Genomic DNA, 22,106 nt, shown 5'->3' on the forward strand with positions numbered 1-22,106 from the left:
CCGTCGCTTTTTTGTTAAAAACAAAAATTGTAGTTCCATATGTCTAAGAAAGAAGGTCTCGTTATAGTTGAATCACCTGCTAAAGCAAAAACAATAGGCAAATATCTTGGCAATGATTTCATAGTTGAAGCATCCGTTGGACATGTTAAAGATCTACCAAAGAGACCTCGGGACAAATCAAAACTTGGAATAGATATTGACAAAAATTATAAGCCGAGATATATTGTAATTCGCGGTAAAGAAGAAGTCATTGAAAGGTTGAGGAACTTAGCTAGCAAGGTTGGTAAAATTTTCATAGCAACTGATCCTGATAGAGAAGGTGAAGCAATAGCTTGGCATATAAAGACAGAAATTGAAGATGTAAATTCAAATGTAAAGCGCGTTCTTTTTACTGAAATAACTAAGAGTGGAATTGAAAAAGGAATGCAAAATCCTCGCGACATAGATATGAATTTGGTTGATGCACAACAGGCGAGGCGCGTTCTTGATAGGATCGTTGGTTATAGAATTAGCCCATTTTTAAAGAAGGTCGTGAATGAAAAGATTTCCCTTTCCGCAGGACGAGTTCAATCAGTTGCGCTTCGTTTAGTGTGTGAGCGTGAAGAGGAAATAAAAAATTTCAAACCGGAAGAATACTGGACAATTGAAGCGGAGTTTAAAACATCTTCGGGTGAAATTTTAAAAGCGAAACTTTTCAAGATAAACGGTGAAGATCCTAAAATCACTGATAAAGAAACAGCGGAAAAGATCTTTAACGATTTAAAAAGCAAAGTTTTTAAAATTTCCAATATCCAGAAGAAAGAGGTTTTGAAAAATCCCGCACCTCCATTCATTACGAGCACACTTCAACAGGAAGCGAGTAATAAATTGCGTTTCTCGCCTAAGAAAACAATGATGCTCGCGCAGCAACTCTATGAAGGTGTTGAACTCGGAGAGGAAGGGAGAGTAGGTTTAATAACCTATATGAGAACTGATTCAACAAGAATAAGCGATGAAGCGGTAAGCGCTGTTAGAGAATACATCTATAATAACTACGGAAAAGAATACCTCCCTCAATCGCCGAGGATTTTCAAAAAGTCAAAAGTAAGCCAAGATGCACATGAGGCAATAAGACCAACTTATATGAAATATGAACCAAGATTTGTGAAAAAATATCTTGACGAAGATCTTTTTGCACTTTACGAATTGATATGGAATAGATTTGTCGCTTGCCAGATGTCTTCTGCTGTGCTTGATCAAACAACAGTTGATATAGTCGCCGATAATTATCTTTTTAGAGCAACAGGTTCAGTTGTTAAGTTTAATGGTTATATGCAGATATATGAGGAATCAAAAATTGAAACCGACGAAAAAGAAGAAGAAAAAGAAAATAAAATACCTGCGAAAATTGAGGTCGGCGAAGTTTTGAACCTTACAAATTTAATTCCAGAGCAACACTTTACAAAACCACCGGCAAGATATACTGAAGCCTCACTTGTCAAGGAACTTGAGTCAAGAGGCATCGGTAGACCAAGCACCTACGCAACAATAATAAGCACTATCCTTGAGCGTGGATATGTTGAGCTACAGGATAGAAAACTAATCCCAACCGATTTAGGTTTTGCTGTAAATAAAATCCTTGTTTCAAACTTTCCAGATATAGTTGACTATAAGTTCACGGCAAGAATGGAAGAAGACCTTGACGAAATTGCTTCTGGAAAGAAGAAATATATTGAAGTGGTTGACTCGTTTTTCAAACCTTTTGAAAATTATCTTCAGGAGCTTGAAAAAAGAAAAGATGAAATAAAAGAGCAAATTCAAGAGGAAACCGACATATTGTGCGTTAAATGTGCTTCAAAGATGATCGTTAAACTTGATAAGTATGGGAAATATCTTGCTTGTTCAAATTTGGAATGCAATTATACAATGGCTTTTCCAGTAAATGGTGAAATTGAGCAAATTAGAGTTTGTCCAGAATGTGGTGGAAGATTAATTTTAAGACGCGGTAAATTTGGGAAATTTTATGGATGTGAAAATTACCCGTCTTGTAGGTACACTGAATCAATAACAACTGGAATCAAATGTCCTGAGTGCAATAAAGGTGAACTCGTGGAAAGAAAAAGTAAAAGAAAGAGAACTTTCTACGGTTGCTCAAATTATCCAGAGTGTAATTTCATACTTTGGGATAAACCAGTAGCAAAGCAATGTCCTGAATGTGGATATCCTTTGATAGTTAAACCTACACGCAAAACCCTGTCTTATTATAAATGTCCAAAATGTCAAGCAGAGATAAAAGAAGAGATAGTTGAAGTGAAAGAATGAGAATTGAAAGATTCCCTCTCCCAACGGGAGAGGGAGGATAAAAATTTTCATCTTTGTTTCCTTGCTATGGGAAGTATTTTATTGTGTAGATTTGGTACGATTTTCAAAGGTATAGGGGGCTGACTACCTCTTGCAAGAAATACATAATATGATTGAAATGAACCTCTTATTTGGATTGTCTTCGTTTTTGGCTCCCAGGTCTGTGGGTTAATTTCTTTCGGTCTAAGTTCAAAATTTCCAGCGATTGTGCGAAGTGTTAAGTTGTGTGAAGTTAGGTTCAAGATCCCTGTTCCAATTGGGCTTGATGGATTTCCAAGAGAATCAAGCGTTGCCGTTGAATATACATTTGATGTGTCCATGTAGACTGCTATCATTTCAATTGGAGTTTTGATCGCGCTGTATGTCTTGGGCGCTTGTGTCGCTGTTGAAAATTCAAATCCGATCGCTATTAGATGTTGTGTTCTTCCACCGCTATATTTTGCGCCAATCAAACTCATAACCCTTGCAGAATCATCATAAACAGCCATAACTGAGTCCATTCTGAAAGTTTTGTTATCAATTGAGATTTCAATATAAGGCAGAACTTGGCTTTGTTGTTCTTGTGTGCAGGAGTAGACGAAAAGCAGAATAAATGTTAAGATGTAGAATTTAATTAGTTTCATAATCTTTCTAACCTGTTTTTTGCTTTTCTTGCAGCGGGGCTTTGTGGGTATTCTTTTACGACACGGTTCATATAATCTCTGGCTTCTTTAATTTTCCCAAGTGCTGCATAACATCGTCCAAGCATGTATAGCGCATCTGGAGTTTTGGCTGATTTTGTTTGCGCAACATAATTGAAATGTTCCATTGCTTTTTCATATTGTTTTAAGGCAAAATAACTTTCACCAAGCCAATAAACTACATTTATTTTCAAATTTGTTTCATAAGTGCTTCTTAACAATGTATCAAAGTATGAGACGGCTAATTTATATTTGCGATTTTTAAAAGCATTAAGTCCAAGGTTGTAATAGTTTCTAAACTGTCTTTCGGTCATTTCAATTCTCGGTGCGTCAGCTGGAATACCAGGGTAAATAAATTTATCAGCACCAGCTAATTGAGTTTTAGTATCCAATGGTTGCGTTGCCAATTTGGTTTCAAGTTCGGCAATTTTTGCCTGCAAATCTCGTATTTGTTGCTTATATTCAACGATTTCACTGTCGCGCTTTGCAAGCTCGGACCTTAGTTCAAGTTCGCTTGCTTCTGGCCGAGTTTCGTATACTGAGATTTTTTGAGATAGCTCCCTTGTTTTTTGTTTTTCTGCCTCAAGCTGTGCTGCAAGGTCTGAAAGTTTTATTGTTAACTGTGAATTGTTTTCCTGTAAGGATTTTAATCTTTTCTCAAGTTCTGCTTTTTCGTTTTGCAATTGCGAATTTTGTGCTTGTAGCTTTGATATCTGTTCTTTTAAAGCTTTATTTTCCTCTGATAAAGCAGATATTTGCATAGTATCAATTCCTTCGGTTGTTTCCTCAACAACACTTCCGTATATATCTTCCTGTTCAGCGGTTGAAGCGCACCCTTGGATTAAAAGCAAAACCCCTATACTAATGATAACAATAAAAGTGAAACCCACTATTTTCATGTCTTTAACCTTGCTTTTGTTTAAACTTGATTTTAAGATAAAAAAGTATTGAGTAAAAGTCAAGTCGGCTTGGTTGCTTTGAAAATTTAATATGCTTTCCCAAGATCTTTATTATTATTTACCTTCAATTGTTCGGCAAATTTTTCGTTTGTGAAGGTGTATTTTTAAAAATTTGGCAAAAATCTTGATTTTGTTTTTAAAATTTTATAAATTTATAAACGCCTGGAGGGTTAGCCTAATTGGTAAGGCGGCGGTCTTGAAAACCGCTGGGCTTCGCGCCCTTGGGGGTTCGAGTCCCTCACCCTCCGCTCCCTCCTTTGTAATTTTTCTTAACTGTCTTGAAAAAATGTAAAACCTCAATTTTATAAAGCTTTTATTTTGAACAAATTTTGAAGAAAAACGCAGAGGTATAAAATTTGTAGAATTTTCAATTGGTGTGAGCTATATCACAATGTTTCCAACAAAAACATTGAGAATTTTAAGAAAAAATGACAATGTAAATTTGCAAGAGCCGTTGAATAACGCTTTAAATCTTGACACTGATTGTTAATTTTATTATATTTCAAATAAGAATTAAAAACGAAAGCCACAGATTGTGGCGAAATTTAAAACAAAACAATTAGTGGAGGTAGCCATGAAAAGGTTAATACTAACTTTATTTTTTATTTCAATTTTTAGTTCCCTTCTTATTGCTCAAGTGACAATTGGGTGGCATCAATCGCCTATTGAAGTTGATGCTGGTGTAGCAGGACAGCAAATTTTTGTGGTTTTGAAAAATAGTTATAGCGCTCAGGGTGTTTGGAGCTTTCAATTTGATATCACATCTACTTCAATAACATTGAACACGGGTAATGTTGATTTGTATACAAACTTAAGCACGAACTTTTTGTATTCCGAGTCAAATATCACGAACGGGGTTAGAGTAATAGTTTATGGTAGAACTAATAGTAGAATGTTTCAGCCCGGTTTTAATTCAAGCGTTATAGTCGTAACTTTACCGACATTAAGCGCTGGCTCGTATAGTGTGACGCTTAGTAATGCTTCCGCAATCATCCGAAATTACCCAGGTGGTTCGTCACCCGCAATAGTTACTCCAACTTTAAGCCCAGCTACAATAAATATAACAGCTTCTACCTTTGTGCCCCCGACTTCTTCGCCAACATTTACACCAACTGGTTATCCATCAACTGTATCACGCAAATATGGGGATATAGATTGGGATAATAATGTCAATATTGTTGATATTACTTCTCTTGCTGATGTTTTAGTTGGAAATTATACCAATGTTATTGTAAATGATGCAACATATAATTTTGATCCACCATCTGGTCCAAATAATAGATATTTCTATCAATCAAGCGCTTCTGAATCCCCAATTCAATATGATAACCAGAATCCAGATAATGCAGATAGAACAGCTGCAGATGTCCACGGTGGTGATGGAACACTTAATCTTATGGATCTTGCAACGCTTGAAGACGCTGTTGTAAGTGGTGTTTGGCCAAGTTATGCGATAAGTGCGGTCGCTGGGAGACCTGTGTTTAAATTTAACGATAAGGGTTTCGGAAATGGTGTGGTGATTGCTAAATTTGGTGAAGGTATTCAAAAACTTAATGCCGATGCTAAACTTAAATTTGAATTTTTCAATCCGGGTGGGAAAGCAAGCAAAATAAGAGTTAAACTTGAAAATAGCGAAGCTTTACTAAAAGGACTTCAGATTGAATTAACATCTTCAGTTTTACCAGGAAAACTTGATATATGGAAGATGCCAGATGCTGGTAAGTTAGCAGTTGCCTGGAAGCGAAATGAATTTAACAAAATTGTAATTGTTGTTTACGCTGTGGGTGGTGAATATATTAAAACTGGAGAGAGTGTTTTATTGACAATTGTCGCTCCTAATGTTACTGTTGAACAATTCTTGAACGCTGAACCTAATATCATAGCTAGCGTCAACAATTTCGGAAGCGATTTAAATTATAATGCTTATTCAATTGACGAGGTTTTGCCACTTGATTATATGTTATATCAAAACTATCCAAATCCATTTAACCCTGGAACAGAGATAAAGTTTGATATCCCAGAGTATTCCGCTGTTAAAATAATAGTTTGGAATGTATTAGGGCAGAAGGTGAAAACGCTTATTGATGCGAATCTTGATCCTGGAAGAAAGACAGTTAAGTGGGATGGCAGAGATGATAATGGTAATTATGTTGGCTCAGGAGTTTATTTCTACACTATGTATGCGAGATCTCTTGATAGCGATGGAGAATTCACAATGACAAGGAAAGCGATATTAATTAAGTAATTTTTTCTAATCTCACCTAAACCGTGTCACCTCCCCCACAATGTTGGGGGAGGTTTGATATTTTATCAATTCCCTCATTTAATGGATGCCCTTCAAATTTAACAAGGGGTATAATTTTTTGTTTTTAAAATTTTTTCGTAAATTTAAAAACCATTTGAAAACAAAAAGTATCTGTAGTTTAAAATGTATAGCGTTCTTGTTGCGATTGAAATAATAATTGGAGTTCTTTTGATAATTGCCGTTTTGCTTCAAGCAGGAAGAGGAGGTGGACTTGCTGGAGCGTTCGGCGGAGCAGGTTTCGGGACTGTTTTCGGAATTAGAAGGACAGCTGATTTTTTAAGCAAAGCGACGATAACCTTGGGTGCAATTTTTCTTTTACTTGCAGTTATAATCAATCTTTTCTTTCTTCCTGGTAAAACGCCAGAAAGTGTCCGCGAGAGCATAATTCAACAAAGGGCAAAATCAGTTCCACCAGTTACTGTTCCTGCACCTCAGCCTAATCAATCTCAACCTGCTGCTGTTCCGCAGGAGCAGAAGTAGATAACTAAACTCAAGATCTTGAGAGCTTAAATTTTTCGTGATTTGATTAATTAAAAAGTAAGTTATGGTGAAAGGTTGTTTTTTATAAAAGAGCACCTCGTTAATGTTATTACTGGAGCACTTGAATTTTTATATGTTCTTTTGCCCGTTTTTTCGCTTGTGGCTTTGGCTTATAGATTTACTATTGAAACAGGAAAAAGAACAGGTTCCTCACTTTTATTTTTCTCCGCTATTTTTTATCTGATAGGGGTTTATGAATCGTTTTACATCACTATGAGATTTGGTGTTATAACGAGTGGTGAGCTTATTCTTCTTCAAATAATTTACATTATTGGTGGATTTCTCCTTTTAATGGGGGTAATAGCTCTTTACAATTTTTTTGTAGCGCTTACGGGCTTTAAAAATTCAATATCTTTAGCAAGGAGAAGAATTTTATTTTTCGGTGCTATTTTTGCTGTGTTTTTGGTTTTATATTTTCTGACTCATTTAAACCAAGATGTTCTTTTCTCATTTACGGATATTTTTTATGCTATAATTCAATTTCAATTTTTCAGCGCATATACCATCCTCGGGGAAATAATGATGACAAACAAAGAAATTTGTGCTAAGGCACCGCGAAGGAGTCGGCAAATCCAAATAGTTTCGCTTTATTTCCTAATTGAGCCAATTTTGTGGTTATATATTTTGAACTTGGATCTCCCAGGGACGATTCTTACATATATTTTGTTTGTGCTTGAAGTAATTGGCGTCATAGTTGCGGGATTTTTGACATTTAACATACTTCATATTTTATTTTCACATTCCCCTCTTTTACTTGAAGAGTATAAATCCAGATACTTAGCCGTAGCCAAATCTGATATTATGAAACGACTTTCTATAATTGCTGGTTTAGCGGGAATTTCAATTGTTTTGTCTGGAACTCTTGCAACTGGACTGTTTTTTGACTTACAAGAACAGATCTTCAGGAATAAAGTTTTTAAGGATTCAGAAATTATAAAGGTTTTTGCTCGCGAAACCGAAAGGGAAATTGAAAGTCTATCTTTAAAAGTTCAACTTGTAATGAAAAACAATTTTAAAAGTGAAAAAATTAAGGATACGATAAGAAGTATAAAGGAAAGGTATGCTGAAGTAGTTTCAAATATATTTCTTTACGATAAGAATGGCAAAATTTATTACTCTTATCCTGAAACCCTTGATTTTCGGATACCTGAAAAGTTTTTAAAAGAAAAACTTGTAACAACGCCAATTTTAAGGGGTGGCGACGGGTTTCATAGCATCGCTCTTTATCCATATTTTGATGAAAATGGCAAGTTTCAGGGCGGGATTGGGGTTGATTTTAATTTTGAAAATTTGCATGGTAATCTAAAGAAAATTGTTGAGAAAAGCTCAAGGATTTTATTTGTTGAGCCGGATTCAAAAATCATTATAGCCGGAAAACAAAAAGCGATTGGTTTAGATCTTGTTGAATTTTTAAGCTCACAAGTTGATTCACCTTTAGGTATAAAATCCGACGATTTGCTAATAGGTGACACATTGATTTATAAAAGAGTTTATGCTAATTCAAGGCGAACAATTTTGGCTATTGCTTCAATCCCAATTAATTTGAACTCAAATAGATTTTATGTGCTTGATTATCATTTTCTTGAAGATTTTGGAATCCTTGAATTTATTCCGAGAACAGCTTTGTTCTGGATGATTTTAAGTTCACTTGGTATTTTGATAAGCCTTGTGGTGATTTTATTTTTGAGTTTTAAGTTCTCTGAACATCTTGAATATGAAATTGAGAAACGAACAATTGAACTTGTGAAATCTGAGGAGAAATACAGGTCAATTGTTGAAAACCCGTTCTTTGGGGCATATTTAATGGATATCTCTGGTTTTAAATTTGTGAACGATAAATTTTGTGAGATTTTTGGCTATACTAAGGATGAGATATTGAATTTAAAAGATTATTTTGTGTTAATTCATCCTGATGATAGAGAGAGATTGAAGAGGCAATTAAGAGATAGGTTAAGGGGCGATCTTGAAATAAACAAGTGGAGTGCAAAAGGACTTAGGAAAAATGGTGAAGTTATTTTTATTGAAGGTTATACGAAGCGAGTTGAATATGAAGGTAAACCTGCAGCGCAAGGAATGATCCTTGATGTGACTGAAGAAGTTAAGAGAAGAGAAGCATTGCAACAGATCCAAAAACTTGAGGCACTTGGTACGCTTGCAAGTGGTATCGCTCACGACTTCAACAACATTTTACAGATTATAATTGGTGCAGGTCAACTTCTTAAAATGAAGCTTAAAGATACAGAATATATGCGTTGGATTGATACAATTAACACAACTGCGCTGCGTGGAGCAGAACTTGCAAAGCGTCTTCTTACATTCTCAAGGAAAAAACCATCGGAAGAATTAAAGTCGGTTAATCTTCATCATCTGATTGAGGACGCTGTCAAAGTATTTAGGGAAACTTTCCCAAGAAATATTGAGATTGAAACGCATCTTGAAGCTGAAAACCACATAATACTTGGAGAGGAAGCGCAAGTTCAACAGGTTATTTTAAACCTCGCAGTAAATGCAAAAGACGCAATGCCAAACGGAGGTAAATTAATTTTTAGAACAGAGAGTCGTCTTGGAAATGGTTTTGAAGCGAATCCTGATATTGAGTATGTTGTAATGCATGTTATTGATACTGGAGTTGGGATGAGCGAAGAGGTCAAAAGGAGGATATTTGAGCCCTTCTTTACAACTAAACCTGTCGGAAAAGGAACGGGACTTGGACTTTCAACGGTTTATGGAATAGTGAAATCGTATGGGGGATTTATTAAAGTTTATAGCGAACTTGGAAAAGGGACAAAATTTTCAGTTTATATTCCTGTCCATAAAGAATTCCAGTCAGAGAAAAAGAATGAAGAGGTGAGAAAAATGATAAAAACTGGCACTTTACTTTTGATTGATGATGAAGAGGAAATAAGATTTTCGGGTAAAGAACTTCTTGAATCTGAGGGGTTCAAGGTTTATGTGGCATCTAACGGAATTGAAGGAATTGAAATTTATAAAAAACATAAAGACGAAATTGATCTCGTTATTCTTGATCTAAATATGCCGAAGATGAGTGGGAAAGAAACTCTAGCTCAACTTCTTTTGATAAATCCAAATGTTAAGGTTATAATTGCAACAGGATATATAACTGAGTCGGAGAGAGAGGAAGTAAAGGGTGTAGCAGGTTTTATTGAAAAACCTTTTGATTTAAGTAAACTCCTTAAAATGATAGCCGAAATCCTTGAATAGAGATATGAAAGAATAATGCAGAAAGGTTTGGCTGACTAATTGTTGTAAAATCTTTTGATTTTTGCTATATTTGGAAGAGAAAAATTTTTAAAAATTAATTTTTCCCAAGAACATGTTAAAAACAAGGTCGCTTTTAGTTTTATCCGCATTCGCAGTTATTTTAGTCTATCTTTCCACCACGGGATTTCAATGTGCAAGCCCTGAAGTTACAGGAGCAAAGGTCTATATGCAAAGGCAGGACTGGGTGAACGCTGAAAAGCAACTTTTAAAAGAGGTTGAGAATAACCCTAAAAACGATGAAGCTTGGTTTTTGCTTGGCTATGTTAGAGGGGAGCAAAAAAATTACAAGGGAATGATTGAGGCATTTAATAAGTCGCTTGAGATTTCCAACAGATTTGAAAAGGATATTAACAATTTCAAACTTAAATACTGGGTTGATAATTTTAATGCTGGCGTAGCTTATTTCACAAGATTTAGTAATAATCGTGATTCTGTCGTTTATATTGAAAAAGCAATTCAATCATTTAAAACTTGCACCGAGATAATTCCAGATAGCGGGGCAGCTTATAAGAATCTTGCTTACAGTTACCTTTCAAAGGGTGATATTGATCCAGCAGTTGAGCCACTCAAGAAAGCAATTCAACTTTCAAACGAGCAGGACATTGATGCAATGAAAATGTTAGGGAAGATTTACTACGATTATGCAGCAAGGCATACGATGAAATTTGATGATCCAGCGAATAAGCGCGAGATAAGAGTTGGAATGAAAAAGAGCGATGTTCAGAGCGCACTTGGAGCACCTGACATTGTTGACAAACCTCAACCGCAACCACAGCCGCAACCTCAAACAAGAGGCAGAAGACAGACAAGACCTGTAGCTCCGCAACCACAGCCACCACAACCTGAAAAATGGATCTATTCAAAATTTGGATTGACCCTTGAATTTGAGGGTGATGTCGTCAAGAAGATTGATTTTAAAGGTGAAAAATACGAAGAAGGTAGTGTAACGGTTGCGCTTGATTCAACAGAATTTTATGCAGCAAGGGAATGGTATGACAAGGCAATTGAGGTATTTAACAAGGTTAGAAATCTTGTTCCTTCCGATGAAGAAACACTCGCTTTTCTATCAAATGCTTATATAAATGCTGGAAGAAGTGAAGAAGCACTTGAAGCGTTCCGAATATCTGCTGAAGCTCAACCTGGAAATAAGTATTTCCGTTATAATTACGGCGTTCTTCTCCTTAGAGCTGAACAATTTGAAGACGCCATAAGAGAGTTTAAAGCTGCTGTTGATATTGATCCGAACTATAGAGAAGCAATTTATAACCTTGGTGCAGCATATGTAAACTGGGGAGTTAAGTTAAAACAACAAGCTGAGGATCTTGCTTTGAGACAAAATTTAGAAGAACAGTCAAAGTATGAAGAGATGGCGAAAGATAAGTTTAGACAAGCACTTCCATATCTTGAAAGATTAACAGAGATTGATCCTAATGATATCTTCATTTGGGAACTTATCGGAAAAATTTATGCAAATCTTGGTGAAGTTGATAAGGCACAGCGTGCTTTTGAGAAAGCAGACGAGTTGAGGAATAAAAAATAATTAATTTTTAAAGGGAGAAAAGGCAGGCAAATTTTTTGCCTGCCTTTTTTATTTATAAAAAACCAAGGGTGAAAAAATGGGCTTTTCAACTGATGCAATTCACTTCGGGCAAAAACCTGATAAAGAATCTTTTTCAGTCATACCACCAATCTATCCTGCAACAACATACGCCAGGAAGTTCGGAGATGAAAACGCACCTTATGTTTATTCAAGGACGCAAAATCCGAATCGTAAGATGCTTGAAGAAAATATCGCAAAGCTTGAGAATGGGAAATATGCTTTTGCATTTTCGTCTGGTGTTGCTGCCGTGACCGCTGTTATGCAACTTTTAAAACCAGGGGATCATGTAGTAACCACTAAAAATATCTATGGTGGGACATTGAGGGTTTTCAAAGAAATGCAGAAATGGGGGATTAATTTCTCTTTTGTTGATATGACGAGTGTAGAAAATGTTGAGAGCGCAATTCGGGACGAAACCAAAATGATATTTGCTGAAACTCCTTCAAATCCGTTGCTTTATCTTACAGATTTAAAAAGGCTTTCAGAACTTCGTGATTCAATAAATAAAGAGATTTTAATTGCAGTTGACAATACATTTATGACTCCATATCTCCAAAGACCGCTTGAACTTGGTTGTGATATAGTTATTCACAGTAGCACGAAATTTTTGAATGGTCATAGCGATGTCGTTGGAGGTATCGTTGTGATAAATAGGGAAGAGTTGCAAAAACCGTTGTGGTATATTCAACGAGCATTTGGTGCAGTTCCAAGTCCGTTTGATTGTTGGCTCCTTTTACGATCAATAAAGACTCTTGCGGTTAGAATGAAACAGCATTGCCATAATGCGAAAAGAGTTGCTATTTTCCTCGCATCGCATCCAAAAGTTGAAAGAGTTTTCTATCCAGGGCTTCCATCGCATCCTCAATATGAACTTGCACAGTCGCAGATGAAAGATTTCGGAGGTATAGTAACGATTGACCTTGGGTCAATTGAAAATGTTAGAAAATTTCTTGACGCTTTAAAAATCTTCACACTTGCTGAGTCACTTGGGGGCGTTGAAAGTTTGGTAAATCATTCTTGGAGTATGAGCCATTCATCTGTGCCTGATGATGAGAAAAGAGAACTTGGTTTGACAGAAGGGATGTTGAGATTATCCGTTGGAATTGAAGATGTTGAAGATCTGATTTCTGATCTTGAGCAAGCGCTTGATAAAATTTGAAACTGCTTTGTTTCCCACGCCGTCAAATTTCTAAAAAAGTTAGGAGTGTTGAAAAATGCGAAAGGTTAAGGTTGTTTTCATTATCGCTTTTTCTATTCTTTTGACTTTAAGTTCATCTTTTGCTCAGCGTCCGAGGTTTTATTACAAGTCACCAACCCCACCTCCAGCGCATCAAACCAGAGAAAGAACTTATGATGTTTTACATATAAAAATTGAAGTTAAACTTGATGAAAAACGAAAAACTGTTGATGGAAAAGTCACGACGAAATTTGTTCCGCTTCGCCCTGAGTTTAAAGTTTTTGAACTTGATGCAGCTGAAATGAAGATAAAAAAAGTTTATTTTGTAAATGGAAAGCCACTTAATTTTAACTTTGATTCGCTTGCAAAGAAATTGAAAATTTATCTTGACCAAGCATATACTCTTAAAGACACGCTTGCGGTCGTAGTTGAGTATCTCGTTTCAAACCCACGCAAAGGTTTATATTTTGTTCAACCTGATTCAGCATATCCAAACAAACCTTATCAAATTTGGTCTCAAGGTCAACCTGAAGATAATCGTTATTGGTTTCCTTGCTATGATTTCCCAAATGATAAGTCCACAAGCGAAGTTATTGCAACCGTTAATAAAAATTTCGTAGTTATTTCAAATGGTAAACTGCTTTCTGTTAAAGAAGATAAAAAGCAAGGTTTGAAGACATATCACTGGTTTATGGATAAACCACATTCAAGCTATTTGATTTCAATAGTTGCAGGTGAATATGTCAAACTTCAAGATTATTATCTTGACATTCCGCTTGAGTATTATGTTTACAAGTCAAATGCGAAATACGCTCATCTTTCGTTTGAGAAAACACCAGATATGATGAAGTTCTTTTCAGAAAAAATTGGTTATAAGTATCCGTACAACAAATACGCTCAAACCATAGTTGAAGATTTTCTTTATGGGGGAATGGAGAATATAACAGCAACAACTCTCACAAGTTCAACGATCCATGATGAGAGGGCACATCTTGATGTCTCAAGCGATGGGCTTGTAGCACATGAATTGGTTCATCAGTGGTGGGGCAATCTTTTAACTTGCAGAAGTTGGGAGCATGCGTGGTTGAACGAAGGATTTGCAACTTATTTCACTTCGCTTTATTTTGAACATTCAAGGGGCAAAGATGAATTTCAATATAGCGTTTACAATATGCAAAGAACCGCAAAATTTGCTGATATGAGCGATAAAAAACCAACTGTGTGGAATAGATATTTTGATCCGACGGATATTTTCGGGCCTCATATCTATCAACGCGGTGGTTCAATTCTTCACATGATAAGATTTATACTCGGGGATGAACTTTTCTGGAAAGCGATGAATTATTATGCGAAAAGATACGAATATCAAAATGTTGAAACTGAAGATTTAAGGGTTGCCATAGAAGAGGCAACGGGTTATAACTTGAAATGGTTCTTTGAGCAATGGCTTTACAAAGCTGGATATCCAATTTTTGTGGTAAGCTATACTTACAACGAAGCGAACAAATTGCTTACTTTGACCGTTGAGCAAATTCATCAAGCGGATTCACTCACGCCTGATGTTTTCAAGACACCAGTTGATGTTGAGATAACGACAAATTCAGGAAGCCAAATTCATAGAGTTTTTATTGATAAGAGAAAGCAAACTTTTGAGTTCAAGGTTGATAGCAAACCTTTAATGGTCATATTTGACAAAGGAAATTGGATTTTAAAAGATCTGTTTTTTGACAAATCAAAAGATGAACTGATTTATCAGGCTTTAAACGCAAGCGAAATGATAGATAGATTTTGGGCAGTTCAGGAGCTTGGGGAAATTTTAGATGAACAAAGTGTCGTGGAGGTTTTGAAGAAAATTGCCAAAAGCAACGATTTCTACGCAGTAAGGCAGGAAGCCATAACCAGTCTTGGAAAACTAAAAGATGAAAGCACGGCGCAGTTTTTGATTGAAATTTTCAAAAATGAGCAAAATTCAAGAGTTAGAAGAAGCATTGTTGAGGCTTTAAAAGATTTTAAATTTGATTTCGTTGCGAGGTTTTTGAGCGAAGTTATAAAAACCGACAGAAGTTATTATGTCATTGCGTCTGCTGTAAATTCTCTTGCTTTGATTGATTCCATGAACAAGATGGAAATCATAAAGAACGCTCTTGGAATGAATTCACATCAGGAAATCATTAGAACAACCGCTTTGCGAAGATTGGCTGATTTCAAGAACACAAAGTATGAGAAGGAGGCAATTGAAATCCTTAAGAGATATTCAATTCGTGGTAATCATCCGTCGGTTATGATGGCTTCAATTTCAACGCTTTCAAATTTTGCTGATAAAGACAAGAGCATAAAAGATTTTATTTTCGGAATGGTTGATATTCCAGAGTTTTTTGTTAGAATGATAATTTATAACATTCTCGGTAGCATAGGGGATGAGGAAGTTTTGAGGTATTTGAGGACGGCAGAGAAAAAGGAGGTTGATGGTAGGATGTTGCAAGCAATATGGGATGCAATTGCGAGGTTGGAGGATAGATTGCAAGGAGAATAACAAAAATGTTCCCAAGACATTGATTTGTTAGAAAGCGCAGGATCATTAATGGAAAGCTTGTTTTGGTTTAACCAAGTTATTATTTTTTAAGAGGTTTTTAAAACCTCAATCGGTAATAAATATGCCCAAGCTTGGCAAAACATTTAAAATGACATCTACCGCTCGAAAGGAAATAGAAAAGATAATTGATGAACGGGCAAAGGCAGCATATGTTACGAAAGATGATTTTAATGAATTAAAGGAGATAGTTAAGCAACTTGGTGAAGCGCAGGTAAATCTTACGATTCGGGTTAGTGATCTTGCAGAGGCGCAGAGAAAAACGGAAGAGAGATTAAATACGCTTACATTAAGATTTGATGAACTTACTCAAAAAGTCAGTGCGCTTGCTGATGCACAAAGGAAAACGGAAGAGAGGTTAAATTCACTTGCACAAAGATTTGAAGAACTTACCCAAAGGGTTGACAATCTCACGCAAAGGTTGGATGAGCTTACACAAAGGGTTGATGTTCTTACTCAAAGGGTTGACGAACTCACACAAAGGTTGAATGAACTTACCCAAAGGGTTGACAATCTCACGCAAAGGTTGGATGAGCTTACACAAAGGGTTGATGTTCTTACTCACAGGGTTGACGAACTCACGCAGAGAGTTAATGCGCTTGCAGAGGCACAGAGAAAGACAGAGGAAAGATTGAGTGCGCTTGCATTAAGGGTTGATGAGCTTGCACAAAGAGTTGATGCACTTGCAGAGGCACAGAGGAAGACAGAGGAAAGGTTGAGTGCGCTTGCATTAAGGGTTGATGAGCTTACACAAAGAGTTGATGCGCTTGCTGAAGCACAGAGAAAGACAGAAGAAAGATTGAATGCGCTTGCGTTAAGAGTTGATGAACTTACACAAAGAGTTGATGCGTTAGCAGAAGCCCAGAGAAAAAGCGAGGAGCGGATAAACTGGCTTACTCAAAAAATTGGGGAGCTTACGGATGACATAAGAGCGCTTACAAATGAGATGAGAGATATGAGAAGAAGATTCGGGGAATTGTCCGATTCAATTGGTTTTGGTCTTGAAGATAGAGCTTACAAGGTTTTGCCTAAACTTTTGAAGAAGGATTACGGTATTGATATCAAAAAGATTTTAATAAGAAGGTTCATCAAGGATAAATATGGGAAAGATATTGAAGTTAACATATTTGCTCATGCCGAAAAAGACGGACAGGAGATAACAATCATCGGTGAGTGCAAAAGCCAACTCTCAAAAAACGATGTTGAAAACTTTATAGAGTATCGGCTTAAAAGATTTGAAGGAGTTTATCCGAACATATTCCCTCTTGTGATCACATATATGGAAAGCGAACCCGGGGTTGAGGAATTTGTAAAGCAAAAAGAGATAGCGATTTATTTTTCATACGAGCTTGATTAGATTGCTTTTTAAAAATTTTGGCAATGAATTTTTATATAGTTCTTTGACCAGTGGATGTGTTGATTCTTTGAAAATTCGTTTTGGCTTGACAAGATACCACAGGTGGATTTTGAAAATTAAGTCGTTTGAATTAATTTAACTTTGCCTCAACTTTTCTTTGCAAAAATAAAATAGCGAGGAAAAGATGCTCAGACATCTTAAGAACCTCTTAGTTTTTCCACTTATTGTTATTATCTTTCTCACCGGTTGCTCCACCTATCAAGTTACAAAACCTGAGTATCTAGCTTACCTTGACACAGTGAAGGCAGGTCAGTTTGATAATGGAAAAATGTGGACATTTGATTATCCTCCGATTGATTATTTCAAGAAGACATATAATTTTGTGCCACCGTCTGATTGGTTTGAGAGAGCACGACTTTCTGCGCTCCGGCTTCCAGGCTGTTCAGCTTCCTTCGTTTCCGAAGATGGTCTTGTGATGACGAACCATCATTGTGCAAGGGGAGCACTTGATGCGGTTAATCGTGAAGGTGAAAATCTAGCTGAAACAGGTTTCTACGCAAAGACACTTGAGGAGGAAAGGAAAATACCAAATCATTATGTTGATCAGTTGATCCATATTGAAGATGTTACATCTGAAATTCAAAGGGCATTTGAAGAAGGAAAAACTGATGAAGAAAAAGTTGCTAACAGGGACAAAAAAATTAGAGAAGTTCAACAAAGATATTATGAAAAATTTAAAGCTGAAAATCCAGGCGACTCAATTGTAGCAAGCGTTGTGACATTTTACAATGGTGGAAAATATTCTGTTTATGTTTATAAGCGATACACGGATGTTAGGCTCGTTTATGCTCCTGAAACAATGGTCGCATATTTCGGTGGCGATCCAGATAACTTTACATATCCAAGATATGACCTTGATGTTGCATTTTACAGAGTTTATAAAGATGGGAAACCTCTGAAGACAAAATACTACTTCCCATTCAGCAAAACAGGTGTCAAGGAAGGAGATCTTGTTTTTGTTATTGGAAATCCGGGAAGAACAAATCGCTTGCTTACAGTTTCACAACTTGAGTTTTTCAGAGATGTAAGCTATCCATATACTTTGTCAATGCTTGATAATCTTGTTAAAATTTACACCGACTTTCTCGCAAAATATCCCGAGAAAAAAATTAAATATCAAACTCGCTTATTTAGCTTCTCAAACTCACAAAAAGCATACACTGGACGACTCGCTGGATTGCGCGATCCATATCTTATGGCAAGGAAACGTGACTTTGAGAAAAAGTTCAAAGATGCTGTTATGAACAACCCGCAACTTAAGTCAAAATATGGAAACTTATGGAGTGAGATTGAAAAGTATCAAGTGGAGAAAAGAAAACTATTTGCAGAACTTCAAGCATACAGCTTTACTGGTGCTGCGAGAAGCGTTTACTTTAGAATGGCAAATGATCTCGTTGAGTATGCTGAACAGATGAAACTTCCTGAGGAGAAAAGAGCCGATGCTTATAAAGGTGAACGCTTGAAATCAACAAAAGCGAGAATTTTCCCACAGGAGATTGAACCCGAACTTGAAAAGATGATACTTACTTATCAACTTAAATACATGAAATCAGTTTTTGGGGACAAGAATCAACCGTTTAATGATCTTTTGAAAGGAAAAGCACCTGAAACAGCAGTTGACGATTTGCTTAAAACCACAATTTTATCCGATAAAGAAAAGGTTACAGCTTTGTTAGATGGAAATCCAGATGATATTTTGAAATCAAACGATCCGTTCATTTCATTTGTAGTTAAGACGAGGAAGCGAGCGCAAGAGATAAGGGATAGATATAATTCAATCAGCTCAAAAGAATCAGCGAAGCTTCAACTTCTTGGCAGAGCTATTTTTGATGTCTATGGCACATCAATTCCGCCTGATGCGACATTTACTTTAAGAATTGCAGATGGTGTAGTTAAAAGTTATGAATACAACGGAACGATCGCACCACCGATAACGACATTTTATGGTATGTATGATAGACATTATTCGTTTAAGACAACAGAGCGTAAGGACTGGGAATTGCCAGAAAAATGGAAAAACATCCCCTCCACATTTGACCTAAGCACGCCTCTTAATTTTGTCTCTACAAATGACATCATTGGTGGAAATTCAGGTAGTCCCGTCGTTAATAAAGATCTTGAGGTCGTCGGTTTGATCTTTGATGGAAATATAGAAAGTTTGCCTGGTGATTTCATCTATGTTGATGAAAAGAATCGGGCGGTTTCGGTTGATGTTCGTGGAATAATTGAATCACTAAAGCATATTTACAAAACCGATAGATTAGTTGACGAACTTATGCATGGTAAAATAAAATAAGTTTTGCGCAATTCCCCCTCTCTATGAATTATCAGGGAGGGGGAATTTTTTTATATTAAAGAGCCGAAGAGACAAAGATTAATCATTGCTAATTCTGTTCCGAAGGACAAGGTTGGATTTCATTCTATTATCTCCTCTTGATTTGGTTTACCCGAGGGATGTAGAGATAAGTTATCGGCTGTGTGTTTCAATTCATACTTCAGGTTGATGATTTTGTCTTAAAAATTTAACCAAATACAACTCAACTAAAAGCAAATTGTTAAATGCTTTTCAAGAAACGAATTCCCGTTCACACGCGAATAATTATCGCACTAATTCTCGGAGCAATTTTTGGTGTTATTTTTAGCATTGATGTTAACAAATTAAGTGTGATTACAAAAACGGAAAAAGGGGAAGTCAAAGTCGTCGTTGAAAACTGGGAGAAGGCTGAATTTATTGTGTCAAACTTAAGGAAGGAATTTTCTTCTAATGACCAAACGAAGATAATCAAATTTTTTCGCGATTTGCCAAAATCTGAAAAAGATAACGCAGTTTTAATCTTCTATAAGAAATCAACAGCAGATGAATTTCGTGAGACGCAAATTATAAAGTTTGAAAAAATCGTTGATGTTCAAAAGGTAAAAACTATTGCGACTGAGATAAAACCTATTGGGACATTGTTTGTTCGCTTGTTAAGTTTCCTTGCTATTCCTCTTGTGATAGCTTCACTAATTGTAGGTGCAGCAAGTTTAGGAGATATAAAGAAAGTTGGAAGGATCGGTGGGAAAACGCTTGGATACTATATTGTCACTACGGCGTTGGCTATCACTATTGGTCTTTTGGTTTCAAACCTGATTAAACCTGGGGATAAAATCTCTGCAGATGTAAGAGATAGAATCGCCGCTGAATATCAAGCGGATGTCTCTGAAAAAATACAACAAGAGCTTGGTATTAATATAATTGATTTCCTTGTCAATATCGTTCCGACCAACCCTATAAACGCGATGGCAAACGGGAACATGTTGCAAATCGTTTTCTTTGCAGTTATATTCGGAATTACGCTTACTATGATTGATAAATCTAAATCTGAACCTGTGATAAAATTTCTTGATGGTGTAAGTGATACGATGATTAAAATGGTTGACCTTGTTATGAAAATAGCTCCGTATGGTGTTTTTGCTTTGATTTCCGCAACGGTTGCGGAGTTTGGTTTCGGGATCATATCAACTTTGTTATGGTATATAGTGACTGTTTTAATTGGTTTAGCGATTCATTTGTTTGGTGTTTATTCATTTGCGGTAAAATTTCTCGGTGGGATGAGCCCATTGAAATTTTTCAAAGGAATGAGAGATGCTCAAATAATCGCTTTCAGCACAAGTTCAAGTGCAGCAACCTTGCCTGTTAATTTTGAGTGCACAGAAAGAAATCTTGGTGTGCCGAAACAAATAACAAGTTTTGTCCTACCACTTGGTGCGACAATAAATATGGATGGGACAGCTTTATATCAGGGTGTTGCTTCTGTTTTTATAGCTCAAGTTTATGGATTTAATCTTGATATAACGCAACAACTTACAATAGTTTTAACTGCAACTCTGGCTTCAATTGGAACCGCTCCTGTTCCTGGAGTTGGTATAATAATGCTCGTTATGATCTTAAAAGCAATTCATGTCCCAGCCGAGGGGATTGCGCTTATCCTTGGCGTTGATAGAATTCTTGATATGTGTAGGACAGTTGTAAATATCACTGGAGACGCAACCGCATCCGTTGTGGTCGCAAAAAGTGAAAAATTGATGGGAAGCGATGAGAAAAAATAACTTTAAAAAGTTTGGAAGCAGTTTAATTTGTTTACTTTTTTTGTGGTTATCTTATAGTGCTTTTTCAGAATCGCATGTGTACCGCTATGATGTTAGGCATAGCGGAATTTATAAGGGAGAAAAATTACCGACGCTTGCTAAATTGAGATGGAAGTTCAAAACAAATGGGACAATTTATTCAAGTCCTGTTATAGCTCAAGGCACGGTTTTCTTTGGTTCAAACGATGGAAATTTTTATGCCGTTGATTTTAAAACTGGAAAATTAAAATGGAAATTTCGCACAGGAAACACGATTGAAACATCACCGACATATTTTGATGGAAGAATTTATTTTGGTTCAAATGATAAAAATTTTTACTGTCTTGATGCTACAACCGGAAAAGTTGTTTGGAAATTTCAAGTTGAAGGTTGGCTTATGAGTTCACCTATCATTGTTGATGGAATCGTTTATTTCGGTTCCGGAGAAGGAGTTCTCTATGCAGTTTCAGCATCAAATGGGAAACTTATATGGAAGTTCCAAACTCAAAAGGCGATTTATTCATCACCTGCTTATTATGATGGGAAAATTTATTTCGGTTCACTTGATAAAAATTTTTACGCTGTTGACGCTAAAACTGGAGATCTTGTTTGGGTAGTTGCAACAAATGGAATGATAAATAGTTCGCCGGTTATTTCTGCAGGTGTAGTTTTCTTTGGTTCAACTGATGGTAATCTTTATGCTGTTGATTCTAAAACGGGATGGGTGAAGTGGAAGTTTCAAACCAAAGGACAGATAACTCAAACACCATCAGCTGATGAAAAAGCTGTTTATTTCAGCTCAGCTGACGGAGTTTTCTACATTGTTTCACACACTGGAAAACTTATTTGGAAAATTGGACTTGAAGAGGTTTCAATATGGAGCCCTCCAATCGTTGCTGGTGATTTTATTTACGCTTGTGTTAATACCGCATTTTATTCAGGTGTTTATAAGCTAAGTGTTAAAACTGGTAAAATGGAATCAGCGTTTGATCTTAAAAGCCGTGCGTTTGCTTCTCCCTTGATCGTTGATGGAATTTTATTTATTGGTTCAAAAGATGGCTACTTGTATGCTATAGAGTAATTTTGTAATTTGATGCACTAATACAAAA

The 22,106-nt window shown here is 36.3% G+C and carries 13 protein-coding genes and 1 tRNA gene; 12 read left to right on the top strand and 2 right to left on the bottom strand.

What is annotated here, in order from left to right:
* The first annotated feature begins 39 nt into the window (after positions 1–39).
* The gene (topA, locus tag NZ923_04845; GenBank protein MCS7229344.1) at positions 40–2,301 is read left to right on the top strand and encodes a type I DNA topoisomerase; all 2,262 of its coding nucleotides are present in this window, start codon (positions 40–42) and stop codon (positions 2,299–2,301) included.
* A gap of 47 nt (positions 2,302–2,348) precedes the next feature.
* Here the strand turns inward: topA and NZ923_04850 are convergent, their stop codons facing one another.
* Both NZ923_04850 and NZ923_04855 read right to left on the bottom strand, forming a co-directional pair.
* The gene (locus tag NZ923_04850; protein ID MCS7229345.1) at positions 2,349–2,963 is read right to left on the bottom strand and encodes a hypothetical protein; all 615 of its coding nucleotides are present in this window, start codon (positions 2,961–2,963) and stop codon (positions 2,349–2,351) included.
* Positions 2,960–3,919 (bottom strand): tetratricopeptide repeat protein, encoded by a 960-nt coding sequence (locus NZ923_04855; GenBank protein MCS7229346.1) that lies wholly within the window; start codon positions 3,917–3,919, stop codon positions 2,960–2,962. Before NZ923_04855 ends, NZ923_04850 begins: the two co-directional genes overlap by 4 nt.
* Before the next feature lie 224 nt (positions 3,920–4,143).
* Here NZ923_04855 and NZ923_04860 point away from each other — a divergent pair.
* From NZ923_04860 to NZ923_04910, 11 genes are all read left to right on the top strand, one after another.
* Positions 4,144–4,227: transfer RNA gene (locus NZ923_04860), tRNA-Ser, on the top strand.
* A 326-nt stretch (positions 4,228–4,553) separates the two neighbouring features.
* Complete coding sequence (locus NZ923_04865) at positions 4,554–6,224, top strand: hypothetical protein (protein MCS7229347.1); 1,671 nt, start codon at positions 4,554–4,556, stop codon at positions 6,222–6,224.
* A gap of 183 nt (positions 6,225–6,407) precedes the next feature.
* Entirely contained in the window at positions 6,408–6,764 is a 357-nt protein-coding gene (secG, locus tag NZ923_04870) for a preprotein translocase subunit SecG (GenBank protein MCS7229348.1), read from the top strand.
* Between the two features lie 75 nt (positions 6,765–6,839).
* Positions 6,840–10,046 (top strand): response regulator, encoded by a 3,207-nt coding sequence (locus tag NZ923_04875; GenBank protein ID MCS7229349.1) that lies wholly within the window; start codon positions 6,840–6,842, stop codon positions 10,044–10,046.
* Between the two features lie 112 nt (positions 10,047–10,158).
* A complete protein-coding gene (locus NZ923_04880) occupies positions 10,159–11,646 on the top strand; it encodes a tetratricopeptide repeat protein (GenBank protein ID MCS7229350.1) in 1,488 nt (495 codons plus the stop codon).
* 76 nt (positions 11,647–11,722) lie between these two features.
* Positions 11,723–12,865 carry a PLP-dependent aspartate aminotransferase family protein gene (locus tag NZ923_04885; GenBank protein ID MCS7229351.1) on the top strand — a complete coding sequence of 381 codons (1,143 nt, stop codon included), beginning with the start codon at positions 11,723–11,725 and terminating at the stop codon, positions 12,863–12,865.
* Positions 12,866–12,920: 55 nt separating this feature from the next.
* Complete coding sequence (locus NZ923_04890) at positions 12,921–15,416, top strand: M1 family aminopeptidase (GenBank protein MCS7229352.1); 2,496 nt, start codon at positions 12,921–12,923, stop codon at positions 15,414–15,416.
* Between the two features lie 121 nt (positions 15,417–15,537).
* The gene (locus NZ923_04895) at positions 15,538–16,830 is read left to right on the top strand and encodes a hypothetical protein (GenBank protein ID MCS7229353.1); all 1,293 of its coding nucleotides are present in this window, start codon (positions 15,538–15,540) and stop codon (positions 16,828–16,830) included.
* A gap of 184 nt (positions 16,831–17,014) precedes the next feature.
* Positions 17,015–19,186, top strand: coding sequence for a S46 family peptidase (locus NZ923_04900; protein ID MCS7229354.1), 2,172 nt, complete (start codon positions 17,015–17,017; stop codon positions 19,184–19,186).
* Positions 19,187–19,449: 263 nt separating this feature from the next.
* Positions 19,450–20,979, top strand: coding sequence for a dicarboxylate/amino acid:cation symporter (locus tag NZ923_04905; protein MCS7229355.1), 1,530 nt, complete (start codon positions 19,450–19,452; stop codon positions 20,977–20,979).
* Between the two features lie 40 nt (positions 20,980–21,019).
* Positions 21,020–22,078 carry a PQQ-binding-like beta-propeller repeat protein gene (locus NZ923_04910; protein ID MCS7229356.1) on the top strand — a complete coding sequence of 353 codons (1,059 nt, stop codon included), beginning with the start codon at positions 21,020–21,022 and terminating at the stop codon, positions 22,076–22,078.
* Positions 22,079–22,106: the final 28 nt, after the last annotated feature.

The organism is Candidatus Kryptonium sp., assembly GCA_025060635.1.
In the GTDB taxonomy this organism is placed as follows: Bacteria; Bacteroidota; Ignavibacteria; order Kryptoniales; family Kryptoniaceae; genus Kryptonium.

Excerpts from the sequence above, each read along its gene's own strand:
- secG (MCS7229348.1), top strand. The coding sequence starts at position 6,408 with ATGTATAGCGTTCTTGTTGCGATTGAAATAATAATTGGAGTTCTTTTG.
- NZ923_04900 (MCS7229354.1), top strand. The coding sequence starts at position 17,015 with ATGCTCAGACATCTTAAGAACCTCTTAGTTTTTCCACTTATTGTTATT.
- NZ923_04895 (MCS7229353.1), top strand. The coding sequence starts at position 15,538 with ATGCCCAAGCTTGGCAAAACATTTAAAATGACATCTACCGCTCGAAAG.
- NZ923_04850 (MCS7229345.1), bottom strand. The coding sequence starts at position 2,963 with ATGAAACTAATTAAATTCTACATCTTAACATTTATTCTGCTTTTCGTC.
- NZ923_04880 (MCS7229350.1), top strand. The coding sequence starts at position 10,159 with ATGTTAAAAACAAGGTCGCTTTTAGTTTTATCCGCATTCGCAGTTATT.
- topA (MCS7229344.1), top strand. The coding sequence starts at position 40 with ATGTCTAAGAAAGAAGGTCTCGTTATAGTTGAATCACCTGCTAAAGCA.
- NZ923_04855 (MCS7229346.1), bottom strand. The coding sequence starts at position 3,919 with ATGAAAATAGTGGGTTTCACTTTTATTGTTATCATTAGTATAGGGGTT.
- NZ923_04885 (MCS7229351.1), top strand. The coding sequence starts at position 11,723 with ATGGGCTTTTCAACTGATGCAATTCACTTCGGGCAAAAACCTGATAAA.
- NZ923_04865 (MCS7229347.1), top strand. The coding sequence starts at position 4,554 with ATGAAAAGGTTAATACTAACTTTATTTTTTATTTCAATTTTTAGTTCC.
- NZ923_04890 (MCS7229352.1), top strand. The coding sequence starts at position 12,921 with ATGCGAAAGGTTAAGGTTGTTTTCATTATCGCTTTTTCTATTCTTTTG.
- NZ923_04905 (MCS7229355.1), top strand. The coding sequence starts at position 19,450 with ATGCTTTTCAAGAAACGAATTCCCGTTCACACGCGAATAATTATCGCA.